The sequence below is a fragment of the Cellulomonas sp. HD19AZ1 genome (assembly GCF_004535805.1).
Lineage (GTDB): Bacteria > Actinomycetota > Actinomycetes > Actinomycetales > Cellulomonadaceae > Cellulomonas > Cellulomonas iranensis.
Genome location: NZ_SPHX01000001.1, coordinates 362,270 through 382,757, shown reverse-complemented (window position 1 = coordinate 382,757; position 20,488 = coordinate 362,270). Strand labels below are relative to the sequence as shown.

At 76.7% G+C, this 20,488-nt stretch carries 20 protein-coding genes; 13 read left to right on the top strand and 7 right to left on the bottom strand.

Going from position 1 to position 20,488, the window contains the following annotated elements; genetic code table 11:
• Positions 1 to 74: 74 nt before the first annotated feature.
• Genes E4A51_RS01720 through mtrA form a run of 3 tightly spaced genes read right to left on the bottom strand, consistent with a single transcriptional unit; the run spans position 75 to position 4,212 of the window.
• Positions 75 to 1,748, bottom strand: coding sequence for an LpqB family beta-propeller domain-containing protein (locus E4A51_RS01720; protein ID WP_070320948.1), 1,674 nt, complete (start codon positions 1,746 to 1,748; stop codon positions 75 to 77).
• Positions 1,745 to 3,532, bottom strand: coding sequence for an MtrAB system histidine kinase MtrB (gene mtrB / locus E4A51_RS01715; RefSeq protein WP_082740345.1), 1,788 nt, complete (start codon positions 3,530 to 3,532; stop codon positions 1,745 to 1,747). The genes E4A51_RS01720 and mtrB overlap by 4 nt, the downstream gene beginning before the upstream one ends.
• Complete coding sequence (gene mtrA / locus E4A51_RS01710) at positions 3,529 to 4,212, bottom strand: MtrAB system response regulator MtrA (RefSeq protein ID WP_046528747.1); 684 nt, start codon at positions 4,210 to 4,212, stop codon at positions 3,529 to 3,531. Before mtrA ends, mtrB begins: the two co-directional genes overlap by 4 nt.
• Before the next feature lie 224 nt (positions 4,213 to 4,436).
• Between mtrA and E4A51_RS01705 the strand changes: the two genes are divergently transcribed.
• Genes E4A51_RS01705 through E4A51_RS01680 form a run of 6 tightly spaced genes read left to right on the top strand, consistent with a single transcriptional unit; the run spans position 4,437 to position 11,279 of the window.
• The gene (locus E4A51_RS01705) at positions 4,437 to 5,690 is read left to right on the top strand and encodes a hypothetical protein (RefSeq protein ID WP_134850712.1); all 1,254 of its coding nucleotides are present in this window, start codon (positions 4,437 to 4,439) and stop codon (positions 5,688 to 5,690) included.
• Positions 5,691 to 5,733: 43 nt separating this feature from the next.
• Positions 5,734 to 6,351 (top strand): DUF4129 domain-containing protein, encoded by a 618-nt coding sequence (locus E4A51_RS01700; RefSeq protein WP_046528749.1) that lies wholly within the window; start codon positions 5,734 to 5,736, stop codon positions 6,349 to 6,351.
• On the top strand, positions 6,348 to 7,556 hold the full coding sequence (locus E4A51_RS01695) for a DUF4350 domain-containing protein (protein ID WP_134850711.1): 1,209 nt from the start codon (positions 6,348 to 6,350) through the stop codon (positions 7,554 to 7,556). Before E4A51_RS01700 ends, E4A51_RS01695 begins: the two co-directional genes overlap by 4 nt.
• On the top strand, positions 7,553 to 8,758 hold the full coding sequence (locus E4A51_RS01690) for a MoxR family ATPase (protein WP_134850710.1): 1,206 nt from the start codon (positions 7,553 to 7,555) through the stop codon (positions 8,756 to 8,758). Before E4A51_RS01695 ends, E4A51_RS01690 begins: the two co-directional genes overlap by 4 nt.
• Positions 8,759 to 8,761: 3 nt before the next feature.
• Positions 8,762 to 10,078 (top strand): DUF58 domain-containing protein, encoded by a 1,317-nt coding sequence (locus E4A51_RS01685; RefSeq protein WP_046528751.1) that lies wholly within the window; start codon positions 8,762 to 8,764, stop codon positions 10,076 to 10,078.
• A 34-nt stretch (positions 10,079 to 10,112) separates the two neighbouring features.
• Entirely contained in the window at positions 10,113 to 11,279 is a 1,167-nt protein-coding gene (locus tag E4A51_RS01680; RefSeq protein ID WP_134850709.1) for a winged helix DNA-binding domain-containing protein, read from the top strand.
• Positions 11,280 to 11,325: 46 nt separating this feature from the next.
• Here the strand turns inward: E4A51_RS01680 and E4A51_RS01675 are convergent, their stop codons facing one another.
• A complete protein-coding gene (locus E4A51_RS01675) occupies positions 11,326 to 12,315 on the bottom strand; it encodes a stage II sporulation protein M (RefSeq protein ID WP_134850708.1) in 990 nt (329 codons plus the stop codon).
• Between the two features lie 63 nt (positions 12,316 to 12,378).
• On the opposite strand from E4A51_RS01675, the gene E4A51_RS01670 reads away from it, so the two are divergent.
• The 4 genes from E4A51_RS01670 (at position 12,379) to E4A51_RS01655 (ending at position 16,832) form a co-directional block, all read left to right on the top strand.
• Positions 12,379 to 13,224 (top strand): RDD family protein, encoded by an 846-nt coding sequence (locus E4A51_RS01670; RefSeq protein WP_233421220.1) that lies wholly within the window; start codon positions 12,379 to 12,381, stop codon positions 13,222 to 13,224.
• Positions 13,225 to 13,654: 430 nt separating this feature from the next.
• Positions 13,655 to 14,950, top strand: coding sequence for a glycine betaine/L-proline ABC transporter ATP-binding protein (locus E4A51_RS01665; protein ID WP_134850707.1), 1,296 nt, complete (start codon positions 13,655 to 13,657; stop codon positions 14,948 to 14,950).
• Entirely contained in the window at positions 14,947 to 15,816 is an 870-nt protein-coding gene (locus E4A51_RS01660; protein ID WP_070320681.1) for a proline/glycine betaine ABC transporter permease, read from the top strand. Before E4A51_RS01665 ends, E4A51_RS01660 begins: the two co-directional genes overlap by 4 nt.
• Positions 15,817 to 15,890: 74 nt before the next feature.
• Positions 15,891 to 16,832, top strand: a complete 942-nt coding sequence (locus tag E4A51_RS01655; RefSeq protein ID WP_134850706.1) for a glycine betaine ABC transporter substrate-binding protein — start codon at positions 15,891 to 15,893, stop codon at positions 16,830 to 16,832.
• Positions 16,833 to 16,906: 74 nt separating this feature from the next.
• Here the strand turns inward: E4A51_RS01655 and E4A51_RS01650 are convergent, their stop codons facing one another.
• Positions 16,907 to 17,113: a Trm112 family protein gene (locus E4A51_RS01650; RefSeq protein WP_070320683.1), complete on the bottom strand. Its 207-nt coding sequence runs from the start codon at positions 17,111 to 17,113 to the stop codon at positions 16,907 to 16,909.
• A 97-nt stretch (positions 17,114 to 17,210) separates the two neighbouring features.
• Between E4A51_RS01650 and galE the strand changes: the two genes are divergently transcribed.
• Positions 17,211 to 18,209, top strand: coding sequence for a UDP-glucose 4-epimerase GalE (gene galE / locus E4A51_RS01645; protein WP_070320686.1), 999 nt, complete (start codon positions 17,211 to 17,213; stop codon positions 18,207 to 18,209).
• A gap of 49 nt (positions 18,210 to 18,258) precedes the next feature.
• Here galE and E4A51_RS01640 read toward each other — a convergent pair whose 3' ends face one another.
• Complete coding sequence (locus E4A51_RS01640) at positions 18,259 to 18,510, bottom strand: hypothetical protein (RefSeq protein ID WP_070320684.1); 252 nt, start codon at positions 18,508 to 18,510, stop codon at positions 18,259 to 18,261.
• Positions 18,507 to 18,896 (bottom strand): DUF3499 domain-containing protein, encoded by a 390-nt coding sequence (locus E4A51_RS01635; protein ID WP_070320687.1) that lies wholly within the window; start codon positions 18,894 to 18,896, stop codon positions 18,507 to 18,509. The genes E4A51_RS01640 and E4A51_RS01635 overlap by 4 nt, the downstream gene beginning before the upstream one ends.
• A gap of 134 nt (positions 18,897 to 19,030) precedes the next feature.
• Here E4A51_RS01635 and E4A51_RS01630 point away from each other — a divergent pair, with 134 nt between their 5' ends.
• Complete coding sequence (locus E4A51_RS01630; RefSeq protein ID WP_167748796.1) at positions 19,031 to 19,558, top strand: metallopeptidase family protein; 528 nt, start codon at positions 19,031 to 19,033, stop codon at positions 19,556 to 19,558.
• A gap of 26 nt (positions 19,559 to 19,584) precedes the next feature.
• Entirely contained in the window at positions 19,585 to 20,481 is an 897-nt protein-coding gene (locus tag E4A51_RS01625) for a glycosyltransferase family 2 protein (protein ID WP_070320685.1), read from the top strand.
• Positions 20,482 to 20,488 lie beyond the last annotated feature (7 nt).

Below are 20,488 nucleotides of genomic sequence, written 5' to 3'. Positions count from 1 at the left end.
GGGACCCCCGTCGTCGGGGACCGACGCCGGGGGTCCCGGGGCCGTGGGCGGCTCGGCCCGGGCCCGGCCGCACGTCAGCCGGGGAACGCGACCCCGGTCACGTCGAGGTCGCCCGTCACGCCCGGGACTGCGACCCACGTGCCGCCCTGGTGACGCAGCAGCTCCCCCTCCGCGGTCACGACGTACAGCGTGCGCTCGCCCCGGTCCGCCGCGAGCGCGACCGCGTCGGCGACCGCCGGCAACGACGTGCTGCGTCCCGCGACCGTCACGAGGTACGGGGCCGCGCCGGCGTCGCCGTCGGCGAGCACCGCGAGCGTCACGTCGTCGACCCACACGACCGGGCCGGTCGGCGTGAGCGGCGCCCCGACGCGCAGCGCCGGGCCGATCGCGACCGGGGCGCCGTCGTCGTCCCGCACGACGCCCGCGACGTCGAGCGTGGTCCCGTCGGGACCGTCCGAGACGATCGCCACGCGCGAGGCGTCGCGCGACACGCGCACCGCGCGCACCGTGCGCCCGAGCAGCCACTCGGCCGCCACCTCGGTGGTCGTCCCGTCGAGCCGCACGGTGTCGAGGCGCCCCGGCGCCGAGACGCGCGCGGTCCACACCCAGCCGAACCGGTCGACCGACGGTGCCGCGAGCCCCGCTCCCGTCAGCAGCGTCCGCTGCGCGGCGGCCCCGACCGGCAGGGCGACGAGCGTGCTCGCGTCGGCGAGCGCGACGCGCACGGACCCGTCCGCCGACCGCGCGATCGCGCGCGGCGCCGCACCGGCCACGGCCCCCACGCCGTCCACGGGAGCGGCGACGCCGTCGACGAGCGCGAGCGTGCGGCCGTCGACGAGCAGCTCGAGCTCCCCCGGGTCGGGCGTCACCAGGTCGGCGGCACGGCCCTCGAGCGGCGCCCCCGTCGCGCCGGCCTGCACGTGGACCGTCGTGATGCCGAGCGCGCGGAGCGACGCCTCGAGCTGCGCCAGCAGCAGGCCACGGTCGGCGTCCTGCACGGCCTGCGCGGGCTCGAGCGTCAGCTCGGCGACCCCGCCCTGCTCGAGCGTGACCGCCTCGGGCTTGAGCTCGGCGCCCGCGGGCACCGCGGTCGTCACCGCGTCCCGCAGCCACGGCGACGGGCCGGCGAGCAGAGCCCGGACCACGGCGGTCGGGACGTTGCGGTCGCGGAACCATCGGACCTCGGGGACGAGCATCTTCTCGTCCGGCGACAGGAAGTACAGCGAGGTGGCGCGGAACTGCTGCTCGAACCGCCGCGCGGTCACCACGACGCCGTCGGGTGCGTGCGCGATCCGCCAGTGCCCGCGCGCGTCCTGCACGAGCTCGTAGCGCAGGGTCTCGCGCGCGTCGGCGGGCGCCTCGGCGTACCGCCCGTCGGCGTCGAGCCGTGCGGACACGTCGACGGACACCGTGACCTGCGCCTCCCCCGTCTGCTCGACCTTGGTGCGGCTCGCGACGACGGTCGACGCGCCCGGGTCCCACTCGGTGCGCTCGTCCGCCGCGAGGAACTGCCGCGTGACCTCGAAGTCGCCCGTGACCTCGGCGTCGCTCGCGAGCAGGAAGCCCTCGACGATGGCCGCCGGGTCGGCGTCCGCCTGCGGGCCCTGCGCCAGCACCACGACCCCCTCCTGCTCGCGCACCACGCCGTCGCCCTCGGTCACGGGCCCCGACGTGGGGATCGCCGCGCACCCGACGAGCACGCCGACGACCAGCACGACGGCCGGCGCCGCGCCCCGGACCCGGCTCACGGCTGCCTCCGTCCGTGGGCCGGCACGTCGGCCGTGTCGTCGAGGCGCACGTCGGTGCGCGCCGGGTCCGACGCGTTGCTCACGATCGCGATCTCCCCCGTCATGGGCGGCAGCTCGGGCAGCGCCGCCGGGTCCGTGCTGCGCAGCGGCGCCGCGTCGGCGACCGGGGCGTCGGGGCCGGGGACGAGGGGCAGCGGCGAGCCCGAGAGCCGGATGCCGGCGCGTCGGGGCAGCGTGAGACGGAAGCAGGCACCGCGCCCCGGCCGCCCCCACGCCTCGAGCGTGCCGCCGTGCAGGTGCGCGTCCTCGAGCGAGATCGCCAGGCCGAGCCCCGTGCCGCCGGTCGTGCGCGCCCGCGCGGGGTCGGCGCGCCAGAAGCGGTCGAACACGTGCAGCGCCTCGTCCGCGGTCATGCCGACGCCGTGGTCGCGCACGGTCACCGCGACGGCCGTCGGGTCGACGCCCACGCGCACCTCGACCGCCGAGCCGTCGGCGTGCTCGATGCCGTTGACGAGCAGGTTGCGCAGGACGCGCTCGACGCGGCGCGGGTCGACGTCGGCGTCGGCGCGCTGGTCGGGCAGCTCGACCTGCAGCCAGGACCCGCGGCGCGCGGCGAGCGGCACGGCGTTGTCGACGGCCTGCATGACGATGTCCCGCAGGTCGCGGCCCTCGGCGTCGAGGACGGCGGCGCCCGCGTCGAAGCGGCTGATCTCCAGGAGGTCGGCGAGCAGGTCCTCGAAGCGGTCGAGCTGCGTGGCCAGCAGCTCGGCGGAGCGCTTGACGGCGGGGTCGAACTCGTCGCGCGCACCGTGGATGACCTCGCCCGCCATGCGGATGGTCGTGAGCGGCGTGCGCAGCTCGTGCGACACGTCGGACACGAAGCGGCGCTGCAGCGTCGAGAGCTCCTCCATGCGGTGGATCTGGTCCTGCAGGCTGCCCGCCATCTCGTTGAACGACCGCGCCAGCGTCGCCATCTCGTCCTGCCCGTGCACGGCCATGCGCTCCGACAGGTGCCCGTCCGCGAGGCGCTCGGCGACGTGCGCGGCGCGGCGCACGGGGTGCACGGTGCGGCGCGTCACGAGCCACGTCATGCCGCCGAGCAGCACGACCAGCGCGGCGGCCGCGAACCCGAGCGTGCGCAGCAGGAAGTCGAGCCGGTCCTGCTCGGCCTGCAACGAGTACAGGAAGAACATCTGGTACGTGCCCGCGGTGGGCACCTCGACGTCCTGACCGACGACGATCCCCGGCTCGACGCGGTCGCCCACGGGGATCGCGACGGACTGCCACTGCTGGCCGTCGCCCGCGGTCGCCTGCTTGAGCTCGCGGCTGACGAGGTCGACGAGCGTGAGGTCGCTCGCCGTCGCGCCGACGCCGAACCCCGCCTGGCCCGGCGCGCGCAGCAGGAACACGTCACGGTCGCCCGACCCGCCGGCGCGCTGCGCGTTCGTCACGTCCTCGAGCAGGATCGCGACGTCCCCGGGCGTGCTCGCGGTCGACGCCGCGAGCGAGTCCTGCGCCTGCTGCGTGCTGCGCGCGCTCTCGGCGAGCACCTGGTCGCGGCGCGCCTCGAAGAGTCCCGCGCTCATGCGGTCGCCGACGTAGACGCCGATCAGCGCGAGCGCGACGAGCCCCAGCCCGAGCGTCGAGACGAGCACGCGCAGCTGGAGCGACGAGCGCCAGCGGCCCGCCAGGGCGCGCAGACGACGCCCGGCGCGTGCGCGGCCGAGCCGGCGCCACGCCCCGCGGCGCGGCGTGCGCTCGACCGTGGCCGGGGACGCGCTCACGCGCCGCCGACGCCCGCCTTGTAGCCGACGCCACGCACCGTCACGACGATCTCGGGACGCTCGGGGTCGGTCTCGATCTTCGAGCGCAGGCGCTGCACGTGGACGTTCACGAGCCGCGTGTCGGCCGCGTGCCGGTAGCCCCAGACCTTCTCCAGCAGGACCTCGCGCGTGAAGACCTGCCAGGGCTTGCGCGCGAGCGCGACCAGGAGGTCGAACTCGAGCGGCGTGAGCGCGATGGGGCGCCCCGCACGCTCGACGCGGTGGCCCGGGACGTCGATCGACAGGTCGCCGATCGCGAGGTGCTCGGGCGCCGGCTCGTCGCTGCGCCGCAGCCGGGCGCGCACGCGCGCCACGAGCTCCTTGGGCTTGAACGGCTTGGAGATGTAGTCGTCGGCGCCCGACTCGAGGCCCAGCACGACGTCGACCGTGTCGCTCTTGGCCGTGAGCATGACGATCGGCACGCCCGACTCGGCACGGATCAGCCGGCACACCTCGTTGCCGTCCTTGCCGGGCAGCATGAGGTCGAGCAGCACGAGGTCCGGCTGCGACTGCCGGAAGACGCCGAGCGCCTCGTCCCCGTCCTCGCAGAAGACGGGGTCGAACCCCTCGGAGCGCAGCACGATCCCGATCATCTCGGCCAGAGCGGTGTCGTCGTCGACCACCAGGACGCGTCCCTTCATGGTGATGATCCTCTCATCGTCACGGCACTTCCCGGGGCGCCCCGCGGCGCGCACCCGGGTGACGCGGACCGCGGTGCGGGCGCCACCGCCGGGACCGCGCGGACGCCGTGCCCGCCGCGGCGCCGCGCACCGGTCGTCGCAGGGGTGCCGCGTGGCACGATGGGCCCCGACCAGCAGCGGCGCACCGCCGCGCGGCCGACACGGACACCCGAGGAGCCGGACGCATGACCGCACCGCAGGACGACGCCCCGCCGCCGGCGCCCTGGGCGAGCCCCGCCGGTGCGTCGAGCCACGGTCCGGCGTCACCCCCGCCCGCCGCACCCCCGCCCGCCGCACCGCCGGGCGGCGCCCCCGTCGCACCGGGCGCGCCCGCGTGGGGGCCGGCGCCCGGGGCCGCCGGCGCGTGGGGTGCGCCCCCGCCGCCCGCGAGCGGGTGGGGCGCCGCGCCGACGCCGCCCGCCTGGGGCGCGGCGCCGCCCCCGGCCGGTCCCGGCTGGCAGGGCGGCGCACCGGGCGGCGCGGGCGCCACGGGGTGGCGCGCGCCCTCGCTGCAGCCCGGCATCGTCCCGCTGCGCCCCCTGGGCCTCGGCGAGATCCTCGACGGCGCGGTGCGTGCGGTGCGCGCGAACCCGTCGGTGATGTTCGGGCTCTCGGCGGTCGTCGTCACGGTGGCCGTCGCGATCCAGACCGTCGTGCAGCTGTACGTGACCGGCCTGCTGAGCGGCGCGATCGGCGACGCGTTCCGGATGGACGGCGTGACGCCCGCGGAGTCCGCGGCGCTGTCCGAGATGCTCTCGACCAACACCGGCGCCGCGCTGACGGCCCCCCTGCTGGTCCCGGTGACCTCCGTCCTGACGGGTCTGCTGATCGTGTCGGTCAGCCGCTCGGTGATCGGGCAGCGGGTCGCGCTGCGCGAGGTGACCCGCACGCGACGCGTGTGGCTCGTCGTCGGCTCCGGGCTGCTGCAGCTGCTCGCGTCGGTCGTCGCGGTCGGGCTGTGGATCGGCGGGGTCGTGGGCCTCGCCGCCGCCGGCACCCCCGGCGGTGCCGTGCTCCTCACGCTCGTGGGCGGTCTCGCGCTCGCCGTCGGGACGGTCTGGGTGACGGCCCGCACGCTGCTGGTGCCGCCCGCCCTCATGCTCGAGGGCCGCCGCTTCTGGCCGACCGTCGCGCGCGCGTGGCGGCTCACGCGGGGCTCGTTCTGGCGCCTGCTCGGCATCTACCTGCTGGCGAGCGTCCTGGTGTCCGTCCTCATGTACCTGTTCGTCCTGCCGGCGGGCGTCGTGGCGGGCCTGGTGTCCGCGGCGACGGGCTCGCAGGCGGTCCTGGTGCTGGTCACCGCGCTCGGTCAGATCGTCGGCATGACGCTGTCGACCACGTTCATGGCGGCCGTGGTCGCGCTGCTCTACGTCGACGTGCGGATCCGCCGCGAGGGCCTGGACCTCGAGCTCGCGCGCGCGGCGACGGCGGACGCGTGACACGGGAGGCCCCGCGGCGGGCGCGACGTCGGGTCGGCACCGCATGAGGCTCGGCGTCCCGGTCGAGCCCGACGCCGCCACCGCGCGCGGCTGGGCGCGTCAGGAGCTGCTCGACCCCGTCTACCACCAGCGGCAGTCGCTGCTCGAGCGCGTGATCGGCTGGATCCGGGAGCAGCTCGAGCAGCTGCCCTCGATCGGCATGTCGGGCGGGACGTGGTTGCTGGTCGTCACGGTGGTGGTCCTCGTCGTGGTGCTCGTCGCGCTGCGCGTCGCGGGGCCCGTGCGCCGCGCCGCGCGGCGGCGCAGCGCACCGCTGCGACGCGGTGACGACCGCCGCACGGCCGACGAGCTGCGGGCGGCGGCCGACGCGGCAGCGCGCGAGGGCGCGTGGTCCGCGGCCGTGGCGGACCGCTACCGCGCCGTGGTCCGCGGGCTCGAGGAGCGCGCCCTGCTCGACGAGCGTCCGGGGCGTACGGCGCACGCCGCCGCGCGGGACGCGGGTGCGGCGCTGCCCGCGCACGCCGCGGCGCTGGCCCGCGGCGGCGACCTCTTCGACGACGTCGTGTACGGCGAGCGGCCGGCCACCGCCGAGGACGACGCCACGATGCGTGCGCTCGACACGGCCGTCGCCGCGGCCCGCCCGGTGGCGGTGGACGCGTGAGCGCGCCCCCGACGACGCTCCCCGGCCTCACCACCGGCGAGGTGCTGGGCGACGGCTCGACCGCGCGCAGCCGCGGCGCCGAGCGCTGGCGCCGGTGGCGCCCGTGGCTCGTCGTGCTCGCGGTCGCGGTCGTCGGCGCGCTCGTGCTGGCCCTGCCCTCGCCCCCGACGAGCACGACGCCCGGGGCACCCGACAACCCGACCGCGTCCGGTGCGCGCGCGGCGGCCCGCGTCCTCGAGCGGCAGGGCGTCGACGTGCGGTACGTGACGACCACGCGCGCGGCCGTCGGCGCGGCCGCGTCGGGCGGCACCGTCCTCGTGGTCGGCGACCAGTGGCTGTCGGCGCAGCAGGTCGACGCGCTCGCGGCGCTCGACAACGACCTCGTGCTGGTCGACGCCGGGTGGGCGCTCACCTCGCTCGCCCCCGACGTGGTCGCGACCGGCGCCGCAGCGCCCCGGGCCGCCCGGCAGGCCGCGTGCGACGACCCCGACGCGACGGCCGCGGGCACGATCACCGCCGCCGGCGGCTACGAGGACGTCACCGGCTCCGCGGTGCTGTGCTTCCCGTCGTCGCCGGGCGCCGGCGACGGCGCGTACGTGGTGGTCGAGCAGGACGGCCGGCGGCTCGTGGCCCTCGCGGACATGGAGCCGCTCACCAACGAGGCGCTCGCCGACGAGGGCAACGCGGCGCTCGTGCTGCGCATGCTCGGACGCACGGACCGACTCGTCTGGTACGTCCCGAGCCTCGACGACGCCGGTCTCGTGCCCGACGGCGCGGCCGGCGCCTCGCTCACGGACCTCGTGCCGTGGGTGGGGCCGGTCCTCGCGTGGCTGCTGCTCGTGCTGGCCGTCACGGTGGTGTGGCGCGGACGACGGCTGGGCGCGGTCGTGGCCGAGGCGCTGCCGGTCGTCGTGCGCTCGGCCGAGACGACGCGCGGGCGCGGGCGCCTGTACCGCCGGGCGCGCGCACACGGCCACGCGGGAGCGGCGCTGCGCGCGGGCACGGCGGCGCGGGTCGCGCACCGGCTCGGCCTGCCGCGCTCGGCGGACGCCCCCACCCTGATCGACGCGCTCGTGCGGGCCACCGGGCGCGACGCGCGCGGTGTCGAGACGCTGCTGTACGGCCCGCCCCCGACCGACGACGCGGCCCTGCTGCGGCTCGCCGACGACCTGCACCACCTGGAGAGCGAGGTACACCGACCGTGACCGACGAGACGCCGTACCCCCCGGCCACGCCCGCTCCCGGGCCCGAGCGGCCGCCGGCGCCCTGGCCGGGCCACGACGCCGGCGGCGACGCCCCGGCGCCGACCCCGGCGCACGCCGCACCGGCGGGCCCGCAGCCTCCCGCGGACGCCTCGCCGTACGCGCCGCCGACGGCCGCGCCGTCGCCCGCCCCGGCACCGGCCTCCCCGACCCCGCCGGCGCACGTCGCACCGCCCGCCCCTGCCGCGGCCCCCGGCGACGACCTGCGCACGGCGCTCGCGGCGGTGCGGACCGAGGTCGGCAAGGCGGTGGTCGGGCAGGACGCCGCCGTCACGGGCCTCATCATCGCGCTGCTGTGCCGCGGGCACGTGCTGCTCGAGGGCGTCCCGGGCGTCGCCAAGACGCTGCTGGTCCGCTCGCTGTCGGGTGCGCTCGAGCTCGGCACGACGCGCGTGCAGTTCACGCCCGACCTCATGCCGGGCGACGTCACGGGCTCGCTCGTGTACGACGCGCGGACGGCCGAGTTCTCGTTCCGCGAGGGCCCCGTCTTCACGAACCTGCTCCTCGCCGACGAGATCAACCGGACGCCCCCCAAGACGCAGGCGTCGCTGCTCGAGGCCATGGAGGAGCGTCAGGTCACGGTCGACGGCCAGCCGCGCCGGCTGCCCGACCCGTTCGTGGTCGTCGCGACGCAGAACCCGGTCGAGTACGAGGGCACCTACCCGCTGCCGGAGGCGCAGCTCGACCGGTTCCTGCTCAAGCTGCTGCTGCCGCTGCCCGAGCGCGCCGACGAGGTCGAGGTGCTGACCCGCCACGCCGCGGGCTTCGACCCGCGGGACCTGCGGGCCGCGGGCGTGCGCGCCGTCGCGGACGCCGACGCGCTCGCACGCGCCCGCGAGCAGGTCGCGCGCGTGCAGGTCGGGCCCGAGGTCGTCGGCTACGTCGTCGACCTGTGCCGCGCGACCCGCACGTCGCCGTCGCTGAGCCTCGGGGTGTCCCCGCGCGGCGCGACGGCCCTGCTCGCGACGTCGCGCGCGTGGGCGTGGCTCTCGGGCCGCTCCTACGTCACGCCCGACGACGTGCAGGCGCTCGCGCACCCCACGCTGCGGCACCGCGTGCAGCTGCGGCCCGAGGCGGAGATCGAGGGCGTCACCGCCGAGACCGTGCTCGACACGGTGCTCGCGTCCGTCCCGGTCCCCCGCTGACCCGTGGCGCTGACCTCCCGCGCGGTGCTGGTCGCGCTCGCCGGGCTCGTCCCGGTGGCGCTGCTGCCGGCACCGATCACGGTCGTCGCGTGGGCCGTCGTCGTGGCGGCACTGTGCGCGGTCGACGTCGCCCTCGCGGCGTCGCCGCGCGAGCTCGCCGTGTCCCGGCGGCTGCCGGCGTCGGTCCGGCTGACCGGAACCGCCGACTCGGTGCTGACGCTGCGCAACGTCGGGCGCCGCACGGCGCGCGTCCTGGTGCGCGACGCGTGGCCGCCGTCGACCCTGCCCGGCGGCGACGCCCCGACGGGTGCGCGCACGCCGCGGCACCGCGTCGACGTGCCCCCCGGCGAGGCCCGCCGCGTCACGACGACGCTCGTCCCCACGCGCCGCGGCGACGCCGAGGCCGGCAGCGTCACGGTGCGCACGGTCGGCCCCCTCGGCGTCGCGGGGCGGCAGGCCTCGCTCGACGTGCCCGGGCGGCTGCGCGTGCTGCCCGAGTTCGCGTCGCGGCGCCACCTGCCGTCCCGGCTGGCCCGGCTGCGCGAGCTCGACGGGCGGGCGGCCGTGCAGGTCCGCGGCGGCGGCACCGAGTTCGACTCGCTGCGCGAGTACGTCGACGGCGACGACGTGCGGTCCATCGACTGGCGCGCGACGGCCCGCCGCGACGAGGTCGTGGTGCGCACGTGGCGCCCCGAGCGCGACCGGCACGTGCTGCTCGTGGTCGACACGTCCCGCACGAGCGCGGCGCGCGTGCTCGACGGCACGCGCCTGGAGGCGTCGGTCGAGGCGGCGCTGCTGCTGGGCGTGCTCGCGGCGCACGCGGGCGACCGCGTCGAGCTCGTCGCGTACGACCGCCGGGTGCGTGCCCGTGTCGCGGACAGCCACGCGTCGCGCGTGCTGCCGGCGCTCGCGGACGCGCTCGCGGTGGTCGAGCCGGCGCTCGTGGAGACCGACTGGCCGGGTCTGGTCGGGCAGGTGCGCTCGCGGCTGAGCCGGCGCGCGCTCGTGGTGCTGCTGACGTCGCTCGACCCGGCGTCCGTCGAGCAGGGGCTGCTCGACGTGGTCGGGGGCCTGACGCGTCGGCACCAGGTGGTCCTGGCGGCGGTCGCGGACCCCGAGCTCGAGCAGCTGCGGGCGGCGCGCTCGACGGTCGACGAGGTGTTCGACGCCGCGGCGGCCGAGCGCACGGCGCTCGAGCGGGCGGCCGTCGGGGCGCGGCTGCGGCAGCGCGGCGTCGAGGTGGTCGAGGCGCTGCCGGACGACCTGGCGCCACGGCTCGCCGACACGTACCTCGCGCTCAAGGCCCAGGGACGGCTGTAGGCGGGACGTGGGTGGTCGCCGCTAGCGTCGTCCCGTGCTCGACGACCGCGGCCTCAACCGCGCGCTGCTCGCGCGCCAGCACCTGCTGACGCGCACGTCCGACGCGCTGCCCGACGTCGTGGCGCACCTGCTCGGCCTGCAGGCGCAGAACCCGTGGTCGCCGTTCCTCGGGTTGTGGAGCCGGGTCGAGGGGTTCACGACCGCCGCGCTGGACGCGGCGCTGCTGGACCGCACGGTGCTGCGGATCGCGTGCCAGCGCTCGACCGTGCACCTGGTGACCGCGCGGGACGCGCCGGTGCTCGCGGCCCTCGCGCTGCCGGTGATGGCGCGCGAGCTGCGTGCGAACGCACGCCGGCGCGCGTCGGCCGACGCGACGGACCTCGAGCGGCTGCGCGAGGTCGCGGCCGCGTACGTGCGGGCCGAGCCGCGCGTCACGACCGACCTGGGTGCGCACCTCGCCCGCTCGTGGCCGGACGCGCACCCGCAGGACCTGTCGGCGTTCGCCCGCGCGCTGCTGCCGCTCGTCCAGGTCACGCCGCGCGGCCTGTGGCGCCGCTCGGCGCCCACCACGTGGACGACGCTCGACGCGTGGGTGCCGGACGCGGTGGCCGCGGCGGGCGACCTGGGGGACGACGCCGTGCGCGGCCGCGCGCTCGAGGCGGTGGTGCTGCGCTACCTCGCCGCCTACGGGCCCGCGAGCGTCGCCGACGTGCAGGCGTGGTCGGGGCTCACGGGTCTGCGCCCGGTGGTCGACGCGCTGCGCGACCGGCTCGTGGTGGTGCCCGCGGCGCCGGTGCGGCCCGGCGGGCGCGTGCGCGAGCTGCTCGACCTGCCCGACGCGCCGCGTCCCGACCCCGACGTCCCGGCTCCCGTGCGGCTGCTGCCCGACTTCGACGACCTGTGGCTGTCGCACGCGCAGCGCACGCGCGTGATCGACGACGCGCACCGCACGCGTCTGCAGACCCCGAACGGGCGGATGCCGGCGGCGGTGCTGGTCGACGGGCGCGTGCGCGCGACGTGGGAGGTGGCGCGCACCGTCACGGGTGCGCGAGGTGCACGCCGCACGACCGCGACGCTCACGGTACAGCCGCTCGAGCCGTTGACGCGCACCGAGCGGCGCGACGTGCTCGCGGAGGGCGAGCGGGCGGTCCGGCTGGTCGCGGACGACGCCGACGCGTGGGCCGTGCGGCTGACCGACTGACCGGCTGACGCGGGCTCGTCCGTGCCGGCGACGGCCGGTGAGGGGCTCAGCCCGCCGTGGCGACCGCGTAGCCCGCGCGGTCGGCGTCGAGGTCGCCCGTCTCCCCCGCCGCGACGGCGCGCCGGCCCAGCACGAGCACGTACGCCCAGAAGGCCGCGAGCGCGACGACGCCGACGCCGACCTTGAGCGGCCAGGGCAGCGCCGTGCCGGTGACGAACCCCTCGACCAGGCCGGACACCGCGAGGACGCCCACGAGCCCGAGCGCGACCGTGAACAGCGCACGTCCCTCCTGCGCGAGCGCGCGTCCGCGCGGGCGCGGGCCGGGGTCGACCCACGTCCAGAAGAGCCGCAGCCCCGCGGCGCCGGCCACGAAGATCGCGGTGAGCTCGAGGAGCCCGTGCGGCGCGATGAGCTGGAGGAACACGTCGAGCCGCCCGTGCGCGGCCATGAGCCCGCCCGCCGCACCCACGTTCACGGCGTTCGTCAGCAGCATGTACGCGGGCAGCAGGCCGGTGATGCCGGTGCCGACGCACACGGCCGCGATCCACGCGTTGTTGGTCCACACCATCGCCGCGAAGCCCGCGCCCGGCGCGTAGTACGCCTCGAAGGCCTCGTTGACGTAGGCCTCCTGCTCGGCCGCCGTGCCCATGAGCGCGAGCGCGTCGGGCGACGTCGCGACGAGCACGCCCGTCGCGACCGCGACCACGAGGAACGCGACGGTCACGCCGACGGTCCACCACCGCACCCGGTACAGCGCGGCGGGCAGCCGGACGGTCACGAACGCCGCGACCTCGCCGAAGGACGGCACGTGGGTCCCCGCGAGGCGGCCCCGGGCGCGTGCGAGACCGTGCGACAGCCGGGTCACGGTCGCGGGGTCGGGCGCCGCCGAGCGCACGGCGGACAGGTCGGTCGCGGTCGCCTGGTACAGCGCGACGAGCTCGTCGGCCTCGGCGCCCGTGAGCGAGCGACGCCGCGTGAGCTCGTCGAGCCGCTGCCAGGTGGGCGTGCGGGCCCGGGTGTACGCGTCGAGGTCCACGCCCCCAGCCTGCCACCCGTGGCGTGCGCGCGGGGCCGACGTGCCGCCGGTTAGTCTGCGCGGGTGGCAGCCACCGCACGCGCGACGCACCTGGAGGACGGGGTCGTCATCGGCGAGGGCGTCGTGCTGGACACCCGGCCGGCGTCGGTCGCGTCGCGCCTGCTCGCGGCGATCGTCGACCTCGTCGTGCTGTTCGTCGCCGGGATCGCCGCGATCCTCACGCTCGGGGGGCTGGACGTCCCGCTCGACGAGCACTCGGGACGCGTCCTCGGGATCGTCGCGGTCGCGGTCGTGACGCTCGTGCTGCCGACGACCGTCGAGACGCTCACGCGCGGGCGGTCGGTGGGCAAGCTGGTCGCGGGCGTGCGGATCGTGCGCGACGACGGCGGCCCGATCACGTTCCGGCAGGCGTTCGTGCGCGCGCTGACGGGCGTGGGCGAGCTGTGGCTGACCGCCGGCTCGGTCGCGCTGCTGTGCTCGCTGTTCCACCCGCGCGGCAAGCGGGTGGGTGACGTGCTCGCGGGGACGTACGGCTCGCGCGTGCGCTCGGCGCGGCCCGACACGGGGTCCGCGGTGATGCCGCCGCACCTGGCGGGCTGGGCGACGCACGCGGACGTCGCGCGCCTGCCCGACGGGCTCGCGCTCGCGGTGCGGCAGTTCGTCGCGCGTGCGCCGCGGCTGCACCCTGCGTCGCGGGCCGAGCTCGCCGTGCGGCTCGCGGGCGACCTGCAGCCGTTCGTCAGCCCGCCGCCGCCCGCGGGCACGCACCCCGAGGCGTTCCTGGCCGCGGTGCTCGCGGAGCGCGGCCGCCGGGAGGGTCTGGTCGAGCTCGAGCGCGTGCGCCGCGAGCAGGCGGAGGCGGTGCTGCTGCGGCGGCTGCCGCACGGCGTCCCCGACCCCGAGGTGTGACCTGCACGGCACCGGGCGCGTGATCCCCGTCACGTCCTGAGGGTCGGACCGCCGACGCGCCCACCTCTCGGCGCGTACGTTCGATCACGATTCGATAACGACGCCCAGCCTGCACGAGTCCCCTGGTCACATGCGGTTTTTGCCATCTCTTTGACGCATCCTGACCCCGGAGGACCCGGACATCCGACCAACGGCACGTTTGCGGCATCCGAGCACGCCGGGCAGGGTGGATCGGTCCCGGTCCACCGGCCGGGACCGGCTCCCGAGGTGCGCCCTGTGGCGTCCTCGCTCCCGTCACCACGTGCCGGGACGGCTGTGCCCGCACGAGCGGGCCGGGAGCTGCCGTGGAGGGCCCGAGACCGCGGAGCGCCCAGCGCGCCCCGCGGACGCCGAGCGCGCAGCGCACGGCCCGGGCCCGTGGACGCACGAGGTGGATGTGACAGCACTACGCGCCGAGGGCGTGTTCAAGGTCTTCGGACGGCGCCCGAACGAGGCCGTCCGCCGGTTGCGCGAAGGCGCGACCCGCGAGGACGTCCGACCGTTCGGGACGGCCGCCGTGATCGACGCCGACCTCCGGGTGGAGTCGGGCGAGACGTTCGTCGTGATGGGCCTGTCCGGGTCCGGCAAGTCGACGCTCATCCGCATGCTCAACGGGCTGTGGCGGCCGACCGCCGGCAGCGTCGTGATCGGCGACGACGACCTCGCGACGGTCGACGACCGGCGCCTGCGTGACCTGCGCCGCCGCCGCGTCAGCATGGTCTTCCAGCACTTCGCGCTGCTGCCGCACCGCACCGTGCTCGACAACGCCGCCTACCCGCTGGAGATCCAGGGCGTCGACCGCACCGAGCGCCGGCGCCGCGCCGGCGAGGCGCTCGAGCTCGTCGGGCTGTCGGGCTGGGGCGACTCGCTTCCCTCGCAGCTCTCGGGCGGCATGCGCCAGCGCGTCGGCCTGGCGCGCGCGCTCGCCGCCGACACCGACGTCCTGCTCATGGACGAGGCGTTCAGCGCGCTCGACCCGCTGATCCGCCGCGAGATGCAGGACCAGCTCCTCGACCTGCAGCAGAACCTCGGCAAGACGATCGTGTTCATCACGCACGACCTCAACGAGGCGATGTACCTGGGCGACCGGATCGCCGTCATGCGCGACGGCCGGATCGTGCAGACCGGAACGGCCGAGCAGATCCTGTCCGACCCCGCCAACGACTACGTCGCGCAGTTCGTCGCGGACGTCGACCGCACGCGCGTCCTCACGGCGTCGTCGGTCATGGTCGCGCCGCGCGCGGTCGTGCCGCACGCCGGCGGACCCCGCCAGGCGAGCCGCACGATGCGCGAGGCGCAGGTGTCGGCCGCGTACGTCGTGGACCGGCAGCGTCGGCTCACGGGCATCGTGCGTGACGAGGACGCGGTCGCGGCCGTCCGCGCGGGCCGCGAGACGATGGACGGGCTCGTGCACGAGGGCGTCGCCCCCGTGAGCCCGGACACCGCGCTCGCGGACGTCTTCGCGCCCGCCGCCGAGTCCGCGCTGCCCGTGCCCGTGACCGACGAGGCCGGCCGCCTCGTCGGCGTCGTGCCGCGCGTCACGCTGCTCGAGGCGATGGTCCCCCCGGAGACGACCGGGACCACGGACGACGACGCCCCGGTCGACGCACCCACCGACGCCGCGCCCGCCGCCGAGGTGCTCGACGCCGTCGACGCGCACGCCACGACCGCGGGAGGTGCCCGATGACCGACACGCTCGTGCCCCGCGTCCCCCTCGGCCAGTGGGTCGACGGCGGCGTCGCGTGGGTCACCGACACGTTCCGCCCGCTGTTCTCGTTCATCAAGGACGTGCTCGTCGGCATCTACGACATGCTCGACGTCGTCCTGTCCGGCCCGCCGTTCTGGGCCGTCGCGCTCGTGCTCGCAGGCCTCGCGTTCCTCGCCAAGGGCTGGCGCCTGGCCGTCGGCTCGCTCGTCGGCTTCGTCGTCATCGCGTCCGTCGGGCAGTGGGGCAACGCGATGGACACGCTCGCGCTCGTGATCCTCGCGTCGGCGATCGCGCTCGCGATCGCCCTGCCGCTGGGCATCTGGGCCGCGCGGAACGACCGCGTGTCAGCCGTCGTGCGCCCCGTGCTCGACTTCATGCAGACCATGCCGGCGTTCGTCTACCTCATCCCGACGGTCGTCATCTTCCTCACCGGTCCCGTGCCGGGCATCGTCGCAACCGTCATCTTCGCGCTCGCCCCCGGCGTGCGGTTCACCGAGCTCGGCATCCGCCAGGTCGACCCCGAGGTCGTCGAGGCCGGGCACGCGTTCGGCTCGACGCCCGGGCGCATCCTGCGGCAGATCCAGCTGCCGCTCGCGCTGCCCACGATCATGGCGGGCGTCAACCAGGTCATCATGCTCGCGCTCTCGATGGTCGTCATCGCCGGCATGGTCGGCGCCGACGGCCTGGGCTCCGACGTCGTCGCAGCCCTGCAGCGCGTCAACGTCGCGCTGGGCTTCGAGGCCGGGCTGGCGGTCGTCATCCTGGCGATGTTCCTCGACCGCGTGACCGCCGCGCTCGGCACCCGGTCCCCCGTGTCCCGGGCCCTCGCCGCCGCGAAGGCCTGATCCGGCCCCCTCGCGGGGCTGCACGACCCCTCCCACCCCGGCGACGGCACCGTGCCGCCGCCACGAAAGGAAGCATGACTCCCGCACTCTCGCGCTCCACCGCCCGCCGCCGCACCGTGGCCGCAGCCGCCGCTGCCGTCCTCGGCCTCACGCTCGCCGCCTGCGCGTCGGACGCCGACGCCGGTGCCACCCCGGACGCGACCGGGGACGGCTCCGACGAGACCAAGGTCTCGATCGGCATCCCGTCCGGCTGGGACGAGGGCATCGCCGTGTCGCACCTGTGGCAGGCGGTCCTCGAGGACGAGGGCTACGACGTCTCGACGCAGACCGCCGACATCGGCATCCTGTTCACGGGTCTCGCGGGCGGCGACTTCGACCTGATGTTCGACGCCTGGCTGCCGCTGACGCACGAGTCGTACTTCAAGAAGTACGGCGACGACCTGACGGACCTCGGCGTCTGGTACGACGACGCCAAGCTGACGATCGCCGTCAACGAGGACTCCCCGGCCCAGACGCTCGAGGACCTCGCGACCATGGGCGACGCGTACGGCAACCGGCTCGTCGGCATCGAGGCGGGCGCCGGCCTCACGCAGGTGACCCAGGACGCCGTGATTCCGGAGTACGGCCTCGAGGGCCTCGACTACGTCACGTCGTCGACGCCCGCGATGCTGGCCGAGCTGAAGGGGGCGACCGATGCGGGCCAGAACGTCGCGGTGACGCTGTGGCGCCCGCACTGGGCGTACGACGCGTTCCCGATCCGCGACCTCGAGGACCCGAAGGGTGCGCTCGGCGAGGCCGAGCAGATCCACACCTTCGGCTCCGGCGACTTCGAGGAGCGCTACCCCACGCTCACCAAGCTCGTGGGCGCGTTCACGCTGACCGACGAGCAGCTGTTCTCGCTCGAGAACATGATGTTCAACTCCGACGAGCACGCCGACGAGCAGGCCGCCGTCCAGGCCTGGCTCGAGGCGAACCCGACGTTCGTCGACGACCTCAAGGAGAAGGCGGGCGTCTGACGCACCCGCGCACGACGGAGGCCGGCACCCTGCGGGGTGCCGGCCTCCGTCGTGCGTACGTCGTCCGTGCGCCGTCAGACGGGGCGTGCCTCGTCGACCAGCAGCACGGGGATGCCGTCGAGCACCGGGTACTCCACGGGCCGCTCCGGGTCCGTCGACCGCAGCACGGGCGAGCCGTCCGCCGCGACGGCGTCGACCAGCTCGGCGCCCGTCAGCGGGCACCGCAGCAGGGCGCGCGCCCAGGGCTCGAGATCGGTCGCGGTCGTTCGGTCTCCAGGCACGTGCGGTCTCCTCGGGTGGTCGGCGGCTCGATCGTAGCCCGGCCCGCCCGACCGACGGCGCGGCACCCGTCCCGGGCGCCCGGCTACAGTGGCACGCGTGTCTGTCGCGGTGGTCGGAGGGGCCGGGTACATCGGTGCCCACGTGGTCGACGTGCTGCGCGCCCGCGGTGAGCACGTGCTCGTGGTGGACGACCTCAGCACGGGTGACGCCGACCGCGTTCCCGGGCTGCCGCTGACGCGCATCGACGTCACCGACCCCACGCAGGTGGCCCCGCTCGCGACGGCCTTCCGGCAGCACGAGGTCGACGCCGTGGTCCACCTCGCGGCGCGCAAGCGCGTGGACGAGTCCGTCGCGCACCCCACGCGCTACCTGCGCGACAACGTCGCCGGTCTGGCCAACGTCCTCGACGCCGCGACGGCGGCGGACGCCAGGACCGTCGTGCTGTCCTCGACGGCCGCCGTCTACGGCACGCCGGACGCCGCGGGCGCCCCGGTGGACGAGAGCACGCCCCCGCGCCCCGAGAACCCGTACGGGACGTCCAAGCTCGCGTGCGAGTGGCTCCTCGAGGCGCACGCGCGGGCGCACGGCGTGGCGGCGACCAGCCTGCGCTACTTCAACGTGGCCGGCGCCGCCCGGCCCGTGCTCGCCGACCGCGGCACGTCCAACCTCGTCCCCATCGTGCTGGACCGCCTGCGCGCGGACCGCGCGGTCGAGGTGTTCGGCGGCGGTCTGACCACGCGCGACGGCACGCCCGTGCGCGACTACGTGCACGTGGTGGACGTCGCCGAGGCGCACGTGGTCGCGCTCGACGCGCTCCGCTCGGGCCGTGACGTGCCCGCGGTCGTCAACCTCGGCACGGGTGAGGGCTCGACGGTCCTGGAGGTCGTCCGGGCGGTCGCCCGCGTGCTCGGCGTCGAGCCGCGGGTGGACGTCGTGGCGCGCCGCGCCGGCGACCCGGTCAGCGTGGTCGCCGACGTGACGCTGGCAGGCACCGCGCTGGGCTGGCGCGCACGCCTGCGCCTCGAGGACATCGCGGCCGACGCGGTCCGCTGCGACGCCGGCCTCACGCCGGAGCTCACCGACTCCTCGCGCTGACGTCGCGCGCGACCTCCGGCTCAGCAGCCTGGGCTCAGCGGCCTCGGGCTCAGCGGGGCGTGCCGTCGGGCCCCAGCGCCCTGCCGTCGCCACCCACCACGTACCAGGCGGTCGTCTCGCAGGCGGCGCACGCGGCGAAGACCGCGGGGCGACCGTCGGGCAGCGCGACACGCACACGCGTGAGGTCGGTGTCGGCGCACCGGTGGCACGCGGGCGCCGTCGCCGAGTCGTCCACCACGGGCCGCACGACGGAGCCCAGCGGCTCGTCGGGCGGCGGCCGGCGGCCCCGGGGCGCGCTCACGCGCCGCCGTCGGTCGCGGCGCCGGGCACGATCCGCAGGTGCCCCCGACGGCGGGCGGCGTCGACGCCGGCGGGTGCGGCCGGTGCGAGGTCCGGCACCGGGTCGGGTGCGCGCCGGCGCCCCGCCTCGCGCACCGCCTCGGCGAGCGCGACGAGGTCGTCGTGGCTCGGGGCCGCCGCCTGCAGGTCGGGCAGCAGCCGGACGACCTCCCACCCGCGGGGAGCCGTGAGCCGCTCGGCGTGCTCCACGCACAGGTCGTACGAGTGCGGCTCGGCGTGCTGCGCGAGCGGCCCGAGCACCGCGGTCGAGTCGGCGTAGACGTAGGTGAGCGTCGCGACCGCAGCGTGCGGGCACGCCGTGCGCGAGCACTGCCGGACGGATCTCACGTGCAGACCGTACCCCCCCGGCACGCACCCGGTGCGGCGCGTCGGGGCCGCGTGTCGGGCGGCGCGCGACCCGGGTGCCGCTCCCCCGGCCGGCCGTCGCCGCGTCGCACCGGGCCGCTGGCTAGAGTGGCGACGTGAGTCCGTCCGGCCCGCAGCGCCCCGCCCCGCCCGACGGCTCGCGGCCGCCCGCAGGGCGGCGCCACGGTGCCGGGACCGACGACCCCGCACCCCTCGGCCGCCCCGCGGTCGCCGTTCGGCGTCGGGACCGCCGCGGGCGCGGGCCCCGCGGTCCCGTGCTGCCGCTGGGCGTGCCCGCGTACCGCACGCGCGCGGAGCGCTTCGACGACCTCGTGCTCGACACCGTGGAGGACCTCGAGCGCCGCTGGGCGCGCGAGCTCGAGGGCGCCGAGTTCGCGGTCGAGGACGTACCGCCGTCCAACCCCGCGCCCTGGGAGCACGGCGGCGTCCCGCTGGGTCGGTACTTCCCCGCCGACGCCGGGCTGCCCCCGCGGATCGTGGTGTACCGCCGCCCCGTCGAGGCGCGCGCCAACGACGACCACGACCTCGCGGACCTCGTGCACGAGGTCGTGGTCGAGCAGGTCGCGGACCTGCTCGGTCGCAGCCCGCAGGACGTCGACCCCGGCTACGACGACGGGCACTGAGCTGCGCGCACTAAGGTGAGCGGACGATGAGCACGCCGCCCTCTCCCGGTCCCGCCCCGGCCCACCCCGCCGACGACGAGGCCCCTCGCGTCCGCGTGGTCTGCGTCGTCTACCACCCCGGCGAAGAGCTGGTCCGCTTCGTCCGCACGCTCGCGGGCGCGTCGACGCACCCCGTCGAGCTCGTCGTCGTCGACAACGGCACCGACCACACCGTCGCGCAGGCCGCCGCCGACGAGGCCGGCGGTCGGCTGCTGGTGCCGGGGCGCAACCTCGGCTACGGCGCAGCGGCGAACCGCGGTGCCGCGGGTGCGGGCGCACCGTGGCTGGTCGTCGCGAACTCCGACATCGAGTGGACCCCCGGGTCGCTGGACCGCCTCGTCGCCGCGGGCGACGAGCAGCCCAGTGCCGGGTCCCTGGGGCCGATGCTCCTCAACACCGACGGCACGATGTACCCGTCCGCCCGAGCGCTGCCGTCGCTGCGTCAGGGCGCGGGGCACGCGCTGTTCGGCCGCGTGTGGCCCGGCAACCCGTGGACCCGCGCGTACCACGCGCGCCAGGAGTCCGTGGGCGGCTACCTGCGCGAGGCCGGGTGGCTGTCGGGCGCCTGCCTGCTGCTGCGCCGCAGCGCGTTCGAGCAGGTCGGAGGGTTCGACGAGTCGTACTTCATGTTCTTCGAGGACGTCGACCTCGGCGAGCGTCTCGGGCGCGCCGGCTGGGAGAACCTGTACGTCCCCGACGTGCAGGTGACGCACGTCGGCGGCACCTCCTGGCGCGACCGGCCGGCACCGATGATCCGCGCGCACCACGCGAGCGCCCGTCAGTACCTCGAGCGCCGGTACGCGCACTGGTACCAGGCACCGGTCCGCCTGGCGCTGCGGATCGGCCTCGCGCTGCGCGAGCGGCTGCAGCTGCGCGCCCCCTGACGCGTCC